At 44.3% G+C, this 16,542-nt stretch carries 17 protein-coding genes, 2 tRNA genes and 3 rRNA genes; 21 read left to right on the forward strand and 1 reads right to left on the reverse strand.

Annotated elements, in window-relative coordinates:
• Window positions 1-14: 14 nt before the first annotated feature.
• The 21 genes from recR to rsmI all read left to right on the forward strand — a co-directional run bounded on the left by recR (window position 15) and on the right by rsmI (window position 15,788).
• Complete coding sequence (gene recR, locus MHB66_RS00150; RefSeq protein WP_003218094.1) at window positions 15-611, forward strand: recombination protein RecR; 597 nt, start codon at window positions 15-17, stop codon at window positions 609-611.
• 18 nt (window positions 612-629) lie between these two features.
• The gene (locus tag MHB66_RS00155) at window positions 630-854 is read left to right on the forward strand and encodes a YaaL family protein (protein ID WP_024425764.1); all 225 of its coding nucleotides are present in this window, start codon (window positions 630-632) and stop codon (window positions 852-854) included.
• A gap of 66 nt (window positions 855-920) precedes the next feature.
• Complete coding sequence (locus tag MHB66_RS00160) at window positions 921-1,184, forward strand: pro-sigmaK processing inhibitor BofA family protein (RefSeq protein WP_046314488.1); 264 nt, start codon at window positions 921-923, stop codon at window positions 1,182-1,184.
• 274 nt (window positions 1,185-1,458) lie between these two features.
• A 16S ribosomal RNA gene (locus MHB66_RS00165) occupies window positions 1,459-3,007 on the forward strand.
• A 95-nt stretch (window positions 3,008-3,102) separates the two neighbouring features.
• Window positions 3,103-3,179, forward strand: a tRNA-Ile gene (locus tag MHB66_RS00170).
• A gap of 14 nt (window positions 3,180-3,193) precedes the next feature.
• Window positions 3,194-3,269, forward strand: a tRNA-Ala gene (locus MHB66_RS00175).
• Window positions 3,270-3,367: 98 nt separating this feature from the next.
• Window positions 3,368-6,298 (forward strand): 23S ribosomal RNA (locus tag MHB66_RS00180).
• 61 nt (window positions 6,299-6,359) lie between these two features.
• Window positions 6,360-6,475, forward strand: a 5S ribosomal RNA gene (rrf, locus tag MHB66_RS00185).
• Together the 16S, 23S and 5S rRNA genes with 2 tRNA genes alongside form the textbook arrangement of a ribosomal RNA operon.
• 171 nt (window positions 6,476-6,646) lie before the next feature.
• Window positions 6,647-6,838, forward strand: coding sequence for a sigma factor G inhibitor Gin (locus MHB66_RS00190; protein WP_024425620.1), 192 nt, complete (start codon window positions 6,647-6,649; stop codon window positions 6,836-6,838).
• A gap of 128 nt (window positions 6,839-6,966) precedes the next feature.
• Window positions 6,967-7,581 carry a 5-bromo-4-chloroindolyl phosphate hydrolysis family protein gene (locus MHB66_RS00195; protein WP_046314425.1) on the forward strand — a complete coding sequence of 205 codons (615 nt, stop codon included), beginning with the start codon at window positions 6,967-6,969 and terminating at the stop codon, window positions 7,579-7,581.
• An 18-nt stretch (window positions 7,582-7,599) separates the two neighbouring features.
• Window positions 7,600-8,664 carry a toxic anion resistance protein gene (locus tag MHB66_RS00200; protein WP_328215590.1) on the forward strand — a complete coding sequence of 355 codons (1,065 nt, stop codon included), beginning with the start codon at window positions 7,600-7,602 and terminating at the stop codon, window positions 8,662-8,664.
• 77 nt (window positions 8,665-8,741) lie between these two features.
• Window positions 8,742-10,151: an aminotransferase class I/II-fold pyridoxal phosphate-dependent enzyme gene (locus tag MHB66_RS00205; RefSeq protein WP_046314430.1), complete on the forward strand. Its 1,410-nt coding sequence runs from the start codon at window positions 8,742-8,744 to the stop codon at window positions 10,149-10,151.
• On the forward strand, window positions 10,148-10,786 hold the full coding sequence (gene tmk / locus MHB66_RS00210; protein ID WP_024427207.1) for a dTMP kinase: 639 nt from the start codon (window positions 10,148-10,150) through the stop codon (window positions 10,784-10,786). Before MHB66_RS00205 ends, tmk begins: the two co-directional genes overlap by 4 nt.
• 79 nt (window positions 10,787-10,865) lie before the next feature.
• The gene (locus MHB66_RS00215; RefSeq protein WP_024425625.1) at window positions 10,866-11,195 is read left to right on the forward strand and encodes a cyclic-di-AMP receptor; all 330 of its coding nucleotides are present in this window, start codon (window positions 10,866-10,868) and stop codon (window positions 11,193-11,195) included.
• A 12-nt stretch (window positions 11,196-11,207) separates the two neighbouring features.
• On the forward strand, window positions 11,208-11,648 hold the full coding sequence (locus tag MHB66_RS00220) for a YaaR family protein (protein ID WP_024425626.1): 441 nt from the start codon (window positions 11,208-11,210) through the stop codon (window positions 11,646-11,648).
• A gap of 11 nt (window positions 11,649-11,659) precedes the next feature.
• Window positions 11,660-12,649, forward strand: coding sequence for a DNA polymerase III subunit delta' (gene holB, locus MHB66_RS00225; RefSeq protein WP_024425627.1), 990 nt, complete (start codon window positions 11,660-11,662; stop codon window positions 12,647-12,649).
• 2 nt (window positions 12,650-12,651) lie between these two features.
• Window positions 12,652-13,479, forward strand: a complete 828-nt coding sequence (locus MHB66_RS00230; RefSeq protein ID WP_024425628.1) for a stage 0 sporulation family protein — start codon at window positions 12,652-12,654, stop codon at window positions 13,477-13,479.
• 14 nt (window positions 13,480-13,493) lie between these two features.
• Window positions 13,494-13,847, forward strand: coding sequence for a DNA replication initiation control protein YabA (gene yabA / locus MHB66_RS00235; RefSeq protein ID WP_024425629.1), 354 nt, complete (start codon window positions 13,494-13,496; stop codon window positions 13,845-13,847).
• Between the two features lie 55 nt (window positions 13,848-13,902).
• A complete protein-coding gene (locus MHB66_RS00240) occupies window positions 13,903-14,646 on the forward strand; it encodes a tRNA1(Val) (adenine(37)-N6)-methyltransferase (protein ID WP_024427205.1) in 744 nt (247 codons plus the stop codon).
• Window positions 14,633-14,932, forward strand: coding sequence for a GIY-YIG nuclease family protein (locus tag MHB66_RS00245; protein ID WP_034284140.1), 300 nt, complete (start codon window positions 14,633-14,635; stop codon window positions 14,930-14,932). The genes MHB66_RS00240 and MHB66_RS00245 overlap by 14 nt, the downstream gene beginning before the upstream one ends.
• On the forward strand, window positions 14,907-15,788 hold the full coding sequence (gene rsmI / locus MHB66_RS00250) for a 16S rRNA (cytidine(1402)-2'-O)-methyltransferase (RefSeq protein ID WP_046314435.1): 882 nt from the start codon (window positions 14,907-14,909) through the stop codon (window positions 15,786-15,788). Before MHB66_RS00245 ends, rsmI begins: the two co-directional genes overlap by 26 nt.
• A 45-nt stretch (window positions 15,789-15,833) precedes the next feature.
• On the opposite strand, the gene MHB66_RS00255 is transcribed toward rsmI, so the two are convergent.
• Complete coding sequence (locus tag MHB66_RS00255) at window positions 15,834-16,124, reverse strand: AbrB/MazE/SpoVT family DNA-binding domain-containing protein (RefSeq protein ID WP_087975202.1); 291 nt, start codon at window positions 16,122-16,124, stop codon at window positions 15,834-15,836.
• Window positions 16,125-16,542: the final 418 nt, after the last annotated feature.

The following is a 16,542-nucleotide window of genomic DNA, read 5'->3' on the forward strand; positions in this document are numbered from 1 at the left end:
AGGAATAACTGAAGATGCAATATCCTGAACCAATATCAAAGCTGATTGACAGCTTTATGAAATTGCCAGGAATCGGACCGAAAACTGCGGTCCGTCTGGCTTTTTTTGTTCTTAGTATGCAAGAAGATGTCGTACTAGATTTTGCGAAGGCGCTTGTAAATGCAAAGCGTAATTTAACTTATTGTTCGGTATGCGGTCATATCACAGACCAAGATCCTTGCTATATTTGTGAAGATACAAGAAGAGATCAATCTGTTATCTGTGTAGTGCAGGATCCAAAAGATGTAATCGCAATGGAAAAAATGAAAGAATACAACGGCTTATATCATGTGCTTCATGGTGCCATTTCGCCAATGGATGGAATTGGCCCAGAGGATATTAAAATTCCTGACCTATTAAAAAGATTGCAAGACGATCAAGTGACAGAGGTGATCCTTGCAACCAATCCAAACATTGAAGGAGAAGCAACAGCCATGTATATCTCCAGATTGTTAAAACCATCAGGAATTAAACTCTCTCGCATTGCTCACGGACTTCCAGTAGGCGGGGATTTAGAGTATGCGGATGAAGTTACACTGTCTAAGGCTCTAGAAGGCAGACGTGAGATGTAGGAAGGAGAAGTACGGTACATGGGTTTTCTTCGCAGAAAATCAATTCGAAAAGAATTCGATGAGAAATTAATTCAACAGCTTTTTAAGCAAAAGGAAGAATGGAACAGACAAAAAAAGCTTGTCGCAAATAGCGTTGAGCCTTCACCGGACATTCTATTCGAATTAAAGCTTGCTCAAGCGAAGTACTTTTTCTATCTGAGAGAAGCGAAAAAGAGGAATTTACGTTTAAACAACTGGAAATAGCAGGTCTATTATACATAGTCCTCTCATATGCTTGTACTATTCATATGAAGAGGAGATGAGAGGATTATGGAACCTGTTATTGTGATCGGGTCAATTTTGCTAGCTGTGCTATTGTTGTTTATGTCAGGTGTGCAGGCGAATCCATTCAAATGGTTAGGGCTTATCGGAGTGAAGTTTGTAGTAGGCGCTCTTTTTTTATTTTGCCTCAACCTATTTGGCGAGAGTCTAGGATTACATGTCTCTATTAACCCTGTAACGAGTGGAATTAGTGGTTTATTGGGTATTCCGGGCGTAGCAGCTTTAATCGTCATTGAAAAGTTTATTATTTAATGAAAAATATTGTTGACTTTGATTGGATAGGGTGGTAAATTAATATACGTCGCTGATGACGAAGAAACGAAAAAACATAATAACAAAAAAGTTGTTGACACTAACAACTTGGATGTGATAAGATGTTCTAGTCGCTTCTGAAGCGGTAAACAAGTTCTTTGAAAACTAAACAAGACAAAACGTACCTGTTAATTCGAGTTTTTATAAAAAAATCCTATGAAACTTCATAGGTAGTCAGTCAAACTGGCGAAAAGCAAAACTTCGGTTTTGTATTTTTTCGGAGAGTTTGATCCTGGCTCAGGACGAACGCTGGCGGCGTGCCTAATACATGCAAGTCGAGCGGACAGAAGGGAGCTTGCTCCCGGATGTTAGCGGCGGACGGGTGAGTAACACGTGGGTAACCTGCCTGTAAGACTGGGATAACTCCGGGAAACCGGAGCTAATACCGGATAGTTCCTTGAACCGCATGGTTCAAGGATGAAAGACGGTTTCGGCTGTCACTTACAGATGGACCCGCGGCGCATTAGCTAGTTGGTGGGGTAATGGCTCACCAAGGCGACGATGCGTAGCCGACCTGAGAGGGTGATCGGCCACACTGGGACTGAGACACGGCCCAGACTCCTACGGGAGGCAGCAGTAGGGAATCTTCCGCAATGGACGAAAGTCTGACGGAGCAACGCCGCGTGAGTGATGAAGGTTTTCGGATCGTAAAGCTCTGTTGTTAGGGAAGAACAAGTGCGAGAGTAACTGCTCGCACCTTGACGGTACCTAACCAGAAAGCCACGGCTAACTACGTGCCAGCAGCCGCGGTAATACGTAGGTGGCAAGCGTTGTCCGGAATTATTGGGCGTAAAGGGCTCGCAGGCGGTTTCTTAAGTCTGATGTGAAAGCCCCCGGCTCAACCGGGGAGGGTCATTGGAAACTGGGAAACTTGAGTGCAGAAGAGGAGAGTGGAATTCCACGTGTAGCGGTGAAATGCGTAGAGATGTGGAGGAACACCAGTGGCGAAGGCGACTCTCTGGTCTGTAACTGACGCTGAGGAGCGAAAGCGTGGGGAGCGAACAGGATTAGATACCCTGGTAGTCCACGCCGTAAACGATGAGTGCTAAGTGTTAGGGGGTTTCCGCCCCTTAGTGCTGCAGCTAACGCATTAAGCACTCCGCCTGGGGAGTACGGTCGCAAGACTGAAACTCAAAGGAATTGACGGGGGCCCGCACAAGCGGTGGAGCATGTGGTTTAATTCGAAGCAACGCGAAGAACCTTACCAGGTCTTGACATCCTCTGACAACCCTAGAGATAGGGCTTTCCCTTCGGGGACAGAGTGACAGGTGGTGCATGGTTGTCGTCAGCTCGTGTCGTGAGATGTTGGGTTAAGTCCCGCAACGAGCGCAACCCTTGATCTTAGTTGCCAGCATTCAGTTGGGCACTCTAAGGTGACTGCCGGTGACAAACCGGAGGAAGGTGGGGATGACGTCAAATCATCATGCCCCTTATGACCTGGGCTACACACGTGCTACAATGGACAGAACAAAGGGCTGCAAGACCGCAAGGTTTAGCCAATCCCATAAATCTGTTCTCAGTTCGGATCGCAGTCTGCAACTCGACTGCGTGAAGCTGGAATCGCTAGTAATCGCGGATCAGCATGCCGCGGTGAATACGTTCCCGGGCCTTGTACACACCGCCCGTCACACCACGAGAGTTTGCAACACCCGAAGTCGGTGAGGTAACCTTTATGGAGCCAGCCGCCGAAGGTGGGGCAGATGATTGGGGTGAAGTCGTAACAAGGTAGCCGTATCGGAAGGTGCGGCTGGATCACCTCCTTTCTAAGGATATATGGAGCAGCGTACGTTTTCGTCTTGTTTAGTTTTGAAGGAACTTGCAAAAGATCCTACAACATCATATCTTCGATATGAAAGATGGGCCTGTAGCTCAGCTGGTTAGAGCGCACGCCTGATAAGCGTGAGGTCGGTGGTTCGAGTCCACTCAGGCCCACCATCTTCTATTAAATCGGGGCCTTAGCTCAGCTGGGAGAGCGCCTGCCTTGCACGCAGGAGGTCAGCGGTTCGATCCCGCTAGGCTCCACCAACGTGTTCTTTGAAAACTAGATAACAATAAGTAATACATTCACATTGAATGCAATGCAAAGTTCATCACACATAGTGATTCTTTCTAAAGTAAGAAATGGTTAAGTTAGAAAGGGCGCACGGTGGATGCCTTGGCACTAGGAGCCGATGAAGGACGGGACGAACACCGATATGCTTCGGGGAGCTGTAAGCAAGCTTTGATCCGGAGATTTCCGAATGGGGAAACCCACTGCTCGTAATGGAGTAGTATCCATACTTGAATACATAGAGTATGAGAAGGCATACCCGGGGAACTGAAACATCTAAGTACCCGGAGGAAGAGAAAGCAAATGCGATTCCCTGAGTAGCGGCGAGCGAAACGGGAACAGCCCAAACCAAGAGGCTTGCCTCTTGGGGTTGTAGGACACTCTATACGGAGTTACAAAGGAATGATATAAGCGAAGAGGTCTGGAAAGGCCCGCCAAAGAAGGTAACAGCCCTGTAACTGAAATGTCGTTCTCTCCAGAGTGGATCCTGAGTACGGCGGAACACGTGAAATTCCGTCGGAATCCGGGAGGACCATCTCCCAAGGCTAAATACTCCCTAGTGACCGATAGTGAACCAGTACCGTGAGGGAAAGGTGAAAAGCACCCCGGAAGGGGAGTGAAATAGATCCTGAAACCGTGTGCCTACAAGTAGTCAGAGCCCGTTAACGGGTGATGGCGTGCCTTTTGTAGAATGAACCGGCGAGTTACGATCCCGTGCAAGGTTAAGCAGAAGATGCGGAGCCGCAGCGAAAGCGAGTCTGAATAGGGCGCATGAGTACGTGGTCGTAGACCCGAAACCAGGTGATCTACCCATGTCCAGGGTGAAGTTCAGGTAACACTGAATGGAGGCCCGAACCCACGCACGTTGAAAAGTGCGGGGATGAGGTGTGGGTAGGGGTGAAATGCCAATCGAACCTGGAGATAGCTGGTTCTCTCCGAAATAGCTTTAGGGCTAGCCTCAAGGTAAGAGTCTCGGAGGTAGAGCACTGATTGGACTAGGGGCCCCTACCGGGTTACCGAATTCAGTCAAACTCCGAATGCCGATGACTTATCCTTGGGAGTCAGACTGCGAGTGATAAGATCCGTAGTCGAAAGGGAAACAGCCCAGACCGCCAGCTAAGGTCCCAAAGTATACGTTAAGTGGAAAAGGATGTGGAGTTGCTTAGACAACCAGGATGTTGGCTTAGAAGCAGCCACCATTTAAAGAGTGCGTAATAGCTCACTGGTCGAGTGACTCTGCGCCGAAAATGTACCGGGGCTAAACGTATCACCGAAGCTGCGGACTGTTCTTACGAACAGTGGTAGGAGAGCGTTCTAAGGGCTGTGAAGCCAGACCGGAAGGACTGGTGGAGCGCTTAGAAGTGAGAATGCCGGTATGAGTAGCGAAAGACGGGTGAGAATCCCGTCCACCGAATGCCTAAGGTTTCCTGAGGAAGGCTCGTCCGCTCAGGGTTAGTCGGGACCTAAGCCGAGGCCGAAAGGCGTAGGCGATGGACAACAGGTTGATATTCCTGTACCACCTCCTCACCATTTGAGCAATGGGGGGACGCAGGAGGATAGGGTAAGCGCGGTATTGGATATCCGCGTCCAAGCAGTTAGGCTGGGAAATAGGCAAATCCGTTTCCCGTAAAGGCTGAGCTGTGATGGCGAGCGAAATTTAGTAGCGAAGTTCCTGATTCCACACTGCCAAGAAAAGCCTCTAGCGAGGTGAGAGGTGCCCGTACCGCAAACCGACACAGGTAGGCGAGGAGAGAATCCTAAGGTGATCGAGAGAACTCTCGTTAAGGAACTCGGCAAAATGACCCCGTAACTTCGGGAGAAGGGGTGCTTCTTAGGGTGTTAAAGCCCCGAGAAGCCGCAGTGAATAGGCCCAGGCGACTGTTTAGCAAAAACACAGGTCTCTGCGAAGCCGTAAGGCGAAGTATAGGGGCTGACGCCTGCCCGGTGCTGGAAGGTTAAGAGGAGCGCTTAGCGTAAGCGAAGGTGCGAATTGAAGCCCCAGTAAACGGCGGCCGTAACTATAACGGTCCTAAGGTAGCGAAATTCCTTGTCGGGTAAGTTCCGACCCGCACGAAAGGCGCAACGATCTGGGCACTGTCTCAACGAGAGACTCGGTGAAATTATAGTACCTGTGAAGATGCAGGTTACCCGCGACAGGACGGAAAGACCCCGTGGAGCTTTACTGCAGCCTGATATTGAATGTTGGTACAGCTTGTACAGGATAGGTAGGAGCCTTGGAAACCGGAGCGCTAGCTTCGGTGGAGGCATCGGTGGGATACTACCCTGGCTGTATTGACCTTCTAACCCGCTGCCCTTATCGGGCAGGGAGACAGTGTCAGGTGGGCAGTTTGACTGGGGCGGTCGCCTCCTAAAATGTAACGGAGGCGCCCAAAGGTTCCCTCAGAATGGTTGGAAATCATTCGCAGAGTGTAAAGGCACAAGGGAGCTTGACTGCGAGACCTACAAGTCGAGCAGGGACGAAAGTCGGGCTTAGTGATCCGGTGGTTCCGCATGGAAGGGCCATCGCTCAACGGATAAAAGCTACCCCGGGGATAACAGGCTTATCTCCCCCAAGAGTCCACATCGACGGGGAGGTTTGGCACCTCGATGTCGGCTCATCGCATCCTGGGGCTGTAGTCGGTCCCAAGGGTTGGGCTGTTCGCCCATTAAAGCGGTACGCGAGCTGGGTTCAGAACGTCGTGAGACAGTTCGGTCCCTATCCGTCGCGGGCGCAGGAAATTTGAGAGGAGCTGTCCTTAGTACGAGAGGACCGGGATGGACGCACCGCTGGTGTACCAGTTGTTCTGCCAAGGGCATCGCTGGGTAGCTATGTGCGGACGGGATAAGTGCTGAAAGCATCTAAGCATGAAGCCCCCCTCAAGATGAGATTTCCCATTCCGCAAGGAAGTAAGATCCCTGAAAGATGATCAGGTTGATAGGTCTGAGGTGGAAGCGTGGTGACACGTGGAGCTGACAGATACTAATAGATCGAGGACTTAACCTATATTCTAATGTGAAGCATGAACATTGTTATCTAGTTTTGAGAGAACATTCTCTCCATCAGGTTTGGTGGCGATAGCGAAGAGGTCACACCCGTTCCCATACCGAACACGGAAGTTAAGCTCTTCAGCGCCGATGGTAGTTGGGGGTTTCCCCCTGTGAGAGTAGGACGCCGCCAAGCTTCTATTAGGATCAGTTCCAGTCGGAACTGGTCTTTTTTGTTTTTTAAGAAAAGGAACAAACACTCGATCTGACATGGATACATATACTAAACTACCATCTAAAACATTCTTAATTTTGTATACAATTGAAAGCGCTAGGGCATACTGAAGCTATAAGTGGAGGTGTCACAATGAGCAAAAAAGAGCGAGAAGCGATTTGTTTGATTTGTGAAGAGAAAAAAACAAAGGGAATTTATTTATATCATCAGTTTTTGTGCCGAGAATGTGAGAGAAAGTTAATTTCTACATCGACCTCGGATCCTAGCTATGCCGATTATGTTAGAAAGCTAAAAAATCTTCATACACCGCCTTTGTATTCATAGACCATTAGATGGTCTTTTTTTATGATCTATGGAGGATTGGGCCTGTTTTTTGGAACTTAGTTTGGACATCATCCGTAATTAATAATAAGATAAACAGAGAGCCTGATTATTCATAGGAGTCGATGAACATGAAATCAATCTTTTATACATTTATATGGGCCATCCTCTCTACTTTTTTTTCGCTTGTGATTTTAACCGTCAGTATTGGGGTTTTCCATCATCATGTTGGACTATCGATACTGTATGCGATGATGGGGTGGGGCGTAATGTTTGCAGGGAGCAGATGGGTTGCTTTCAAGTTGTTTTTAAAGAAACACGGACTGTCTCGTAGTGATTATGTATATATCAAACAGCATTTAAAAGAAGCAGGACAAAAGCTCGTACGTTTAAAGAAGGCTTTATTTGCTGTGAAGAACGTACAGACGATCAAACATAATTATGAAATTCTCCGACTTGCACGACGAATCTATATGATTACAAAAAAAGAGCCGACCCGATTTTATGATGCACAGCGTTTTTATTTCGAAACCTTGGATTCTGTCGTTGAACTAACTGAAAAATATGCATTATTGTATAACCAGCCTGAACGCAGTCATGAGCTGGAAATGACACTGAGCCAAACTCGGGTGACGCTGACAGAACTGCAAAAGCAATTGACGAATGATTTGCAGCAAGTATTAGGAAGAGACATAGAAGCCCTTCATATTGAGCTTGAAGTGGCAGATAAAATGATAAAGAAATAATGAAAGGAGTCAAACGTAATGAAACCAGAAGATCACATCCCAACATCATCTGCTGCCACTACAGATCTTCAGTTTCAAGTGTTTGATACCTTATCTGATGAGGAGAAACAAGAAGCCTTGCAGCGTGCCGAGCAAATCCCTGACAATCCGCAAAAGCTGCTTTTCTATGGTACACGTGTTCAGGAACGATTATTGGAACAATCACAACAAATGATGAAATATGTTGAGAAAAAAGATATCGATCAAATAGGAGACGTGCTTGAGGCCTTTTTGCACCAGCTCCATGTAGTAGAACCGGAGGACTTACTGCCAAAGAAGCAGGGCTTTTTTTCGAAGTTATTTCGGCGGGAGAAGCGTTCTACTCAGGAAATCATATCGCGTTTTCAACATGCAAAATCACAGATCGAGAGATTATCAGCAAGGCTTCGTAACGCAAAAGGCGGATTAATTTCCGATCACATGTTATTAGAGCGTTTATTTGAAGAAAATCAAACCTTTTTCCAAGAGATGACGCTGCAGGTTGCAGCAGTTGAAGCGAAAATAACAACTATAGAGAAGCAGATCATATCAGAAACGGAGCAGACTGGTAATCGGACTATAGAGGAGCAATTGATGAGTCAGGAAGTCAATGCAGAAGAATATATGGAGAGGTTGAAAGAACGGAAATATGATTTGCTGCTAAGCCGGCAAATTGCGTTGCAATGTAATGCCCAAATTCGAATGATCCAGCATACGAATCATACATTGGCCAATCACATTCAATCAACTGTTTCTGCATCTATTCCTCTATGGATCAACCAAATGTCGATTGCGTTAACGCATATTCAGCAGCGTGCCAATTCAGCTCTTGAGAATCGAATCAAAAAAACATATGAACAGGTATCAAAGCAGCAGGGGGAGCTTCTTGAAGAGGCAGCTTTTGCACCTATAGATACGTTGAAAAAGGTTCAACGCCAATTAGCTGAAACCTTACAGGAAACGTTACAGGTGAAAGAGCATGGAAGTCAAGAGCGAGCCCAATTGAAAAACAGAATGTATGAGGCAGAACAGCAGCTGACGAATCACCAGCCAATTAAGGAATGAGAATCCATCTTTCGGTTCCCTTGTATGAACGTTATAATAGACATAAGATATCGTTAAAGTGAAAAGGGTCGATTTGTTTGAAAACACCTTTATATACAGCATTAGCACAACATGCGGAAAAGAAACCTTATTCTTTCCACGTTCCAGGACATCACAATGGAGATGTCTTTTTTGATGAGGCACGGACTTATTATGACTCAATTCTTCAGCTGGATGTAACAGAGCTTGAAGGGTTAGATGATCTCCATCATCCAACTGGTGTGATTCAAGAGGCTGAACATTTATTGGCAAAGCTATATGGATCAGATCAAAGCTTTTTCCTTGTGAATGGGACAACTGTCGGAAATTTAGCGATGGTGATGGCAGCCTGTCGTGCGGGAGATGAGATTTTCGTCCAGCGAAATTGTCATAAGTCTGTTTACCATGCGATTGAGCTTGCAGGAGCCACGCCTATTATGGTAGAAGCTGAGGTAGATACACACCTGCATGTACCAACACATGTGACGGATGAAACAGTCAAAAAAGCCATATCCAAACACCCTAATTGCCGGGCGATCGTTTTGACTTATCCGAACTACTACGGACATGCAGCTGATTTATCAAAGCTGATTGACATGTGCCACGAAGCAGGCATGATCGTTTTGGTTGATGAGGCACATGGTGCACATTTTGTATTAGGCGGCGCTTTTCCCCCATCTGCTCTTTCCTATGGAGCTGACGTGGTGGTACAATCAGCACATAAAACCCTTCCGGCCATGACGATGGGATCCTACCTTCATCTTCAGGGGGGGCGAATGGATGCAAAACGTTTGAAAACATTCCTCACGATGCTTCAAAGCAGTTCTCCATCCTATCCAATTATGGCCTCATTAGATGTGGCAAGAGCTTATGTCGAGGAGATCAAGAAAAAAGGGATCTCGGATGGAATGATGAAAGGACTGGCAGAGCTGAAAAATGAGTTCAACCGTATACCCCAGCTTGAAGTGGTAGAGTCTGAATTGCTTTCTAACGATCCATTAAAATGTGTGATTCGATCAACAAAAGGGCTGACTGGTTATGAACTAAAACGAGTACTTGAATCAGTGGAGGTTCACCCAGAGCTTGCCGACGAACATCAGGTTTTACTTATCTTTGGTTTAGAACAGAAGAAGGATATTCCTTTTAAACAGATAGAGCAGGCCCTTAATCAAAGCGATTCATTGCTCAAAGGAAAAGATCATTTCCAAAGAGAGGCGCCGGCTAATGACAACGATGAGCATAGACAGGATATAGAAGCCGTCCCATTTGAACATGCAGCAGGACGGGTTAGTGCAGAATCGGTTATTCCATATCCACCGGGTATACCTTTGATCGTTAAAGGAGAGCGTATTGAAATCGATCAGATTGCGGCTTTAAGCCGTTTGCTTGGACATCAGGTTCATGTTCAAGCCAGTCAGGTGATTCATCAGAGAAAATTATATGTTTATATAGAAGAGGAGACACTATGAGCGGTATGTTTATTACGTTTGAAGGGCCAGAGGGTGCTGGAAAAACGACAGTGATTCGAAAAGTGTATGAAGAAATGGAACGCCAAGGATATGCAGTGATGGCGACACGTGAGCCTGGCGGCATTGACATTGCAGAGCAGATACGTGAAGTCATTTTAAATGAAAAAAACACCAAAATGGATGCGAAAACAGAAGCTTTGCTGTATGCAGCCGCAAGAAGGCAGCATTTGGCTGAGAAGGTAGAACCGGCATTACAGCGCGGGCAGACGGTTTTATGTGATCGTTTTGTTGATAGCTCCCTTGCTTATCAAGGCTATGCGAGAGGGCTTGGGATTGAAGAAGTAAAGTCAATTAACGACTTTGCTATCAATGGCACGATGCCGCAAATGACCATTTATTTTTCTATTACACCTGAGGAAGGGCTAAAGCGAATTGATGCCAACCAGGGAAGAGAAAAGAATCGATTAGACATGGAGACGCTGAATTTCCACCAGCTTGTCAGAGAAGGCTATGAACTGCTTATTGCACAATCGCCAGAACGATTCCGTGTAGTGGATGCGTCTCAGCCGATGCAGGCTGTCTATGAAGAAGTCCTTCAATTGATTCAGGACACATTAAAGCAAAATCAAATATGACCTAATTCCCAATCGTTGTTATAATATAGAGGAAGACATCGGCATGTCATCTGTGCCTAAAATAAAGGAGGCCAATCAAATGAAATTAATTGTTGCCGTTGTACAGGACCAAGATAGCAGCAAGTTGTTGAAAATATTGACTGAACATCATTTCGGCGTGACAAAATTAGCTTCAACTGGTGGGTTTTTAAAGTCTGGGAATACGACTTTTATTATTGGTTGTGATGATGTCCGGGTGGATAAAGCATTACAGCTTATAAAAGAAAATTGCCGTAAACGTGATCAAATGATCGCGCCTGTCTCCCCAATGGGCGGAAATGCAGATTCATACGTACCATACCCTGTTGAGGTTGAAGTTGGCGGAGCTACTGTTTTTATTCTGCCAGTTGAACAATTTCATCAATTTTAAGGATGGGTTGCTGTGAAAATTAATCAAGATATGCGGCTGCGTTTAGAAAAGCGTGAACTTCAAGCGATGAAAGGAAGCCAGACATCTGCCTCCTTTAAAGCTTCGATGGAGACGCAAAGCGGCAAACTGCGCTTAGAACAGCTGACGGTCATGCTGAGTGATATCGAAGTGTTCGGAAAAAAGCTCGCAAAGTCACGAAACCTAAAGGATTTGGCTAGGTTTAAAGGACTGGTGAAGCGCTTTGTGAAAGAGACAGTCGATAATGGATTAAATATAGAAACTTCAAGGAGCTTTGACATTTATGGAAATACACGTACACTTGCTTTAGTCAAAGCCTTAGATGAAAAGCTGATTGAATTAACCGAGGAAATGATGGATCAAGAAAAACCATCTATTGATTTGCTTGAACGTATTGGAGAAATAAAAGGTTTATTGATTAACCTTTACACATAGAGAGTGATAACATGGCAATTAGCTGGGATGACATGAATGATTTGCAGCCGCGCGTCATGCGGCTGATTTTTAATAGTATTGATAAAGACCGACTTGCGCACGCCTACTTATTTGAAGGAAAAAAAGGAACCGGAAAACTGGATGCAGCGATGCTTTTGGCTAAAAGCTTTTTTTGCTTGGAATCAGGAGTGAAACCATGTGAATCCTGTCAAAACTGCAAAAGGATTGCATCAGGAAACCATCCCGATTTACATCTTGTGCAGCCTGATGGCCAATCAATTAAGAAGGCGCAAGTGCAGGCACTGCAAGAGGAATTTACAAAAGCCGGTGTAGAATCTCACCGGAAAATGTATATTATTCTTCATGCGGACAAAATGACGGTCAATGCCGCGAACAGTTTATTGAAGTTCCTAGAGGAGCCTAATCGGGAAACGATGGCGGTTTTAATCACTGAGCAATCGCATAAAATGCTGGATACGATTATTTCAAGATGTCAGATGCTCAGCTTTCAGCCGCTGCAGCCACAATCCTTGGAGCAGCAGCTTTTACAAGAAGGCGTATCTCAGCATCTCGCAAGGCTTTTGTCGAATTTAACCAATAATTTAGCAGAAGCACTCGAATTAAGTCGAAATGATCAGTTTGCAGAGTCTAGAGCGAAAGTGATAAAATTGTATGAAGTCTTACACCAGCGAAAAGAACATGCATTTTTTTATATACAGGATCAATGGATGCCTTTTTTCAAAGAGAAAGACCTTCAAGAAACAGGTCTGGATATGCTTTTATTTATATATCGTGATGTATTGTCGATTCAAATAGGAAATGAAGATAAAGTCATTTATCAAGACTTATTCCAGACAATGAAGCAGCATGCGCTGCATTCCACACAGCAGATGGTGACCAGCCAGATCCTTGCTGTATTAGAAGCGAAAAAGAGACTTCAATCCAACGTTAATGCCCAAGGGCTTATGGAGCAATTGGTGTTGATGTTGCAGGAGGGATAAGCTTGTACAACGTAATTGGTGTTCGCTTTAAAAAAGCGGGCAAAATCTATTATTTCGATCCTAATGGATTTCATATAGAAAATGATAGTTGTGTCATTGTAGAAACGGTCAGAGGGGTTGAGTACGGACAAGTGGTCATCGCCAACAAAAAAGTAGATGAACACGATGTGGTTCTCCCTCTGCGTAAAGTCATTCGTGTAGCAGACGAACGAGACCGGCTCATCGTTGAGGAAAACAAAGAAGCAGCGATGACAGCCTTTGATACATGTCTTCAGAAGGTAAGTGAACATGGGCTGGAAATGAAATTGGTCGATGTTGAATTTACATTTGACCGAAACAAGGTCATCTTCTACTTCACAGCAGATGGCAGAGTTGATTTCCGTGAGCTAGTGAAGGATCTTGCATCAATTTTCAAAACGAGAATTGAACTTCGCCAGATTGGCGTAAGAGACGAGGCAAAAATGCTTGGCGGCATTGGTCCTTGCGGGCGAATGCTTTGCTGTTCGACATTCTTAGGAGACTTTGAACCAGTGTCGATTAAGATGGCAAAGGATCAAAACCTGTCGTTAAATCCGACAAAAATTTCCGGACTATGCGGCCGTTTGATGTGCTGCTTGAAATATGAGAATGATGAGTATGAAACAGCGAAGGAACAATTACCGGATATCGGCGAAACGATTCAAACGTCTAATGGCTCTGCCAAGGTAGTAGGGCTCAATATTTTAGAACGAATTTTGCAAGTTGAATTAACCGGGCAAGAAAAAGTGATAGAATATACATGGGAAGAATTATTACAAGAAGGCGTTGTATCTGCACAAACAACTGAGTAACGAGGTGTGCCACCTTGGATAAAAAGGAACTATTTGATACGGTGATTAATTTAGAAGAACAAATCGGTTCTCTTTATCGCCAGTTAGGTGATTTGAAAAATCATATCGGTGAAGTGATTGAAGAAAATCATCAGCTGCAGATGGAGAATCAGCACTTGCGTGAACGTCTGGATCAGTCCGATCGAGACAAATCGTCTGAGGCAGAGAATGATTCTGCCCAGAAGCCAAGTCATTCTGATATAGGAGAAGGTCATGATAACCTGGCCCGGTTATATCAGGAGGGCTTCCATATTTGTAATGTACATTATGGAAGCATTCGTAAAGAGGGAGACTGTTTGTTCTGTCTGTCATTTTTAAATAAAAAATGAGAAAAGGCTTCCGCTGAATCGGGAGCCTTTTTCACAGGAAAAGAAAGGATACATCATGGTTTCGTTAAGAGAAGATGAACGTTTAGATTACCTGCTCGCCGAAGATATGAAGATTATACAAAGTAAAACTGTGTTTGCCTTTTCATTGGACGCAGTGTTATTAGCTAAATTTGCGTATGTACCGATCCAAAAAGGGGAGATCATTGATCTTTGTACCGGAAACGGTATCGTGCCATTGCTGCTTTCGACTCGTTCTAAGGCCTCGATTACGGGTGTTGAAATTCAAGAACGGCTGTTTGATATGGCAAAAAGAAGTGTGGAGTATAATCAACTTGCGCACCAGATTGAATTGATTCATGGTGATTTGAATGATATGCCGGAACGCTACGGCAACCATAAAGTTGATGTGATTACATGTAACCCGCCATATTTTAAAACACCTTCTAAGGATGAAATCAATGAAAATGAATATTTGGCGATTGCACGGCATGAAATTCATTGTACATTAGAAGATGTCATTCGTGTTTCTTCCACGCTGCTAAAGCAAGGGGGAAAACTGGCGATGGTTCATCGACCAGGACGGCTGCTTGAGATAGTGGAATTAATGAAGAAATACCGAATTGAGCCAAAACGAATTCAATTTGTTTATCCCAAACAAGGGAAAGAAGCCAATACCATCTTGGTAGAGGGCATAAAAGATGGAAAACCAGATCTGAAAATTCTCCCGCCTCTTTTTGTTTATGGGGAAGATCAGGAGTATACAGATGAAATCAGGACGATACTGTATGGAGAAGCATAATCATTACTTCTATGTATTAAAATGTGCAGATGGCAGCCTGTATGCGGGTTATACAAATGATTTACAAAAGAGATTGATGACCCACAATAGTGGAAAGGGAGCAAAGTATACAAGAGCGAGACGGCCGGTTGAGCTTTTTTATCATGAATGTTTTGCAACCAAAAGAGAAGCCATGCAGCAAGAATATCGTTTCAAAACGTGGACGCGGAAAAAGAAAGACATTTATATAGAAGAAATGCGAATAGAAAAGGAGGCGGCACATGAAAAAGACACAGAAAAGCTTTGATGGTCAATCTGGTATGGGGATTCTTTATCTTGTCCCAACCCCGATCGGAAATCTAGAAGATATGACGTTCCGAGCGATACAAACATTAAAAGATGTAGACTATATTGCCGCAGAAGATACACGGCAAACGAAAAAGCTTTGTCATGTATACGAAATTGATACACCCTTAACCAGCTATCATGAGCATAACAAAGACAGCAGCGGCCACAAGTTAATCGAATGGCTAAAAGAAGGGAAAAATATCGCACTCGTGAGTGATGCCGGTTTACCGACGATTTCAGATCCAGGGGCCGAAGTGGTTCGAGATTTTACTAGCATTGGGGGCTATGTCATTCCGTTACCTGGCGCTAATGCTGCACTAACGGCACTCATTGCATCAGGAATCGCGCCTCAGCCATTTTTCTTTTACGGTTTTCTCGACCGTCAAAAAAAAGAAAAGAAAAAGCAGCTTGAAGCCTTGAAGAAACGTCAAGAAACGATCATTTTCTATGAAGCACCCCATCGATTAAAAGAAACGCTGACTTTGATGAAGGAAGTGTGGGGGAATCGGAACATCGCAATTACGAGAGAACTGACGAAAAAATTCGAAGAGTTTATTCGTGGAGATTTAGAGTCTGTGCTGACATGGGCTGCGGAGAATCAAATCCGAGGTGAATTCTGTCTTGTGGTACAAGGAAATGATCAAGCTGAAGAAGAGCTGAATGAAAAAGCTTGGTGGACGTCCTTATCTGAAAAAGAACATGTGATCCATTACATAGAGGAAGGATTAACGTCGAAGGAAGCCATTAAACGTACAGCTGTCGAACGTGGTGTGCCAAAGCGCACGATATACGATGCCTATCATATTGAACAATAAAGAAAGGTTCTTGCAAACGGTGCAAGAACCTTTTTTATATGAACCTTATTTTTGTGATTGAAGTTGGTTTTGAATTTCGTTAATGATTTGCTCTGCACCTTCACGGCTAAGAACTAATTTACCATTAGCAAGCTTAAGGTTATCGTCTGATACTTCACCTGTTACTTGGCAAGTCATGTTTGGTTTATATTTTTTTAGGATAATTTTTTCATCATCAACATAAATTTCCAAAGCGTCTTTTTCAGCGATTCCTAACGTACGGCGAAGTTCGATTGGAATCACCACGCGTCCTAATTCGTCAACTTTACGTACAATACCTGTAGATTTCATCTTCATTCTCCTCCCAAAAAGAACTTATTCTTAATATAATATTATCTTCGTCATTATTCGACAAATTCCTTACATTCCTAGCATAACAAGGTTTCCATAAATCGTCAATCATTTTGTTTACTATTGTTTGTAAAATATGACTCTTAAAGTCAAAAGACCTTGAAACTACTGGTGTATAAGGATTTTGTAGGCTTTTTCTATGAAAATATAAGAAATGACGAGATCAGATTAACAAGACTTTTGCCCTAATTTAGCTAATTGTAAATCTGGAAATAGATTTCATACGACAATATTCGACAAAATGTCGACGGGTTTGTCGTTTTTTTCGAAAAACTCATCTTTTTCGATCATTTCATCTTGTTCTATGTATATATGCTTGATCTTAAAGGCTAAGATGGTATCATAGAGAAAGCACAAGTGCAAA

This window comes from Bacillus sp. FSL L8-0167 (assembly GCF_038630295.1).
GTDB lineage: Bacteria > Bacillota > Bacilli > Bacillales > Bacillaceae > Bacillus > Bacillus safensis.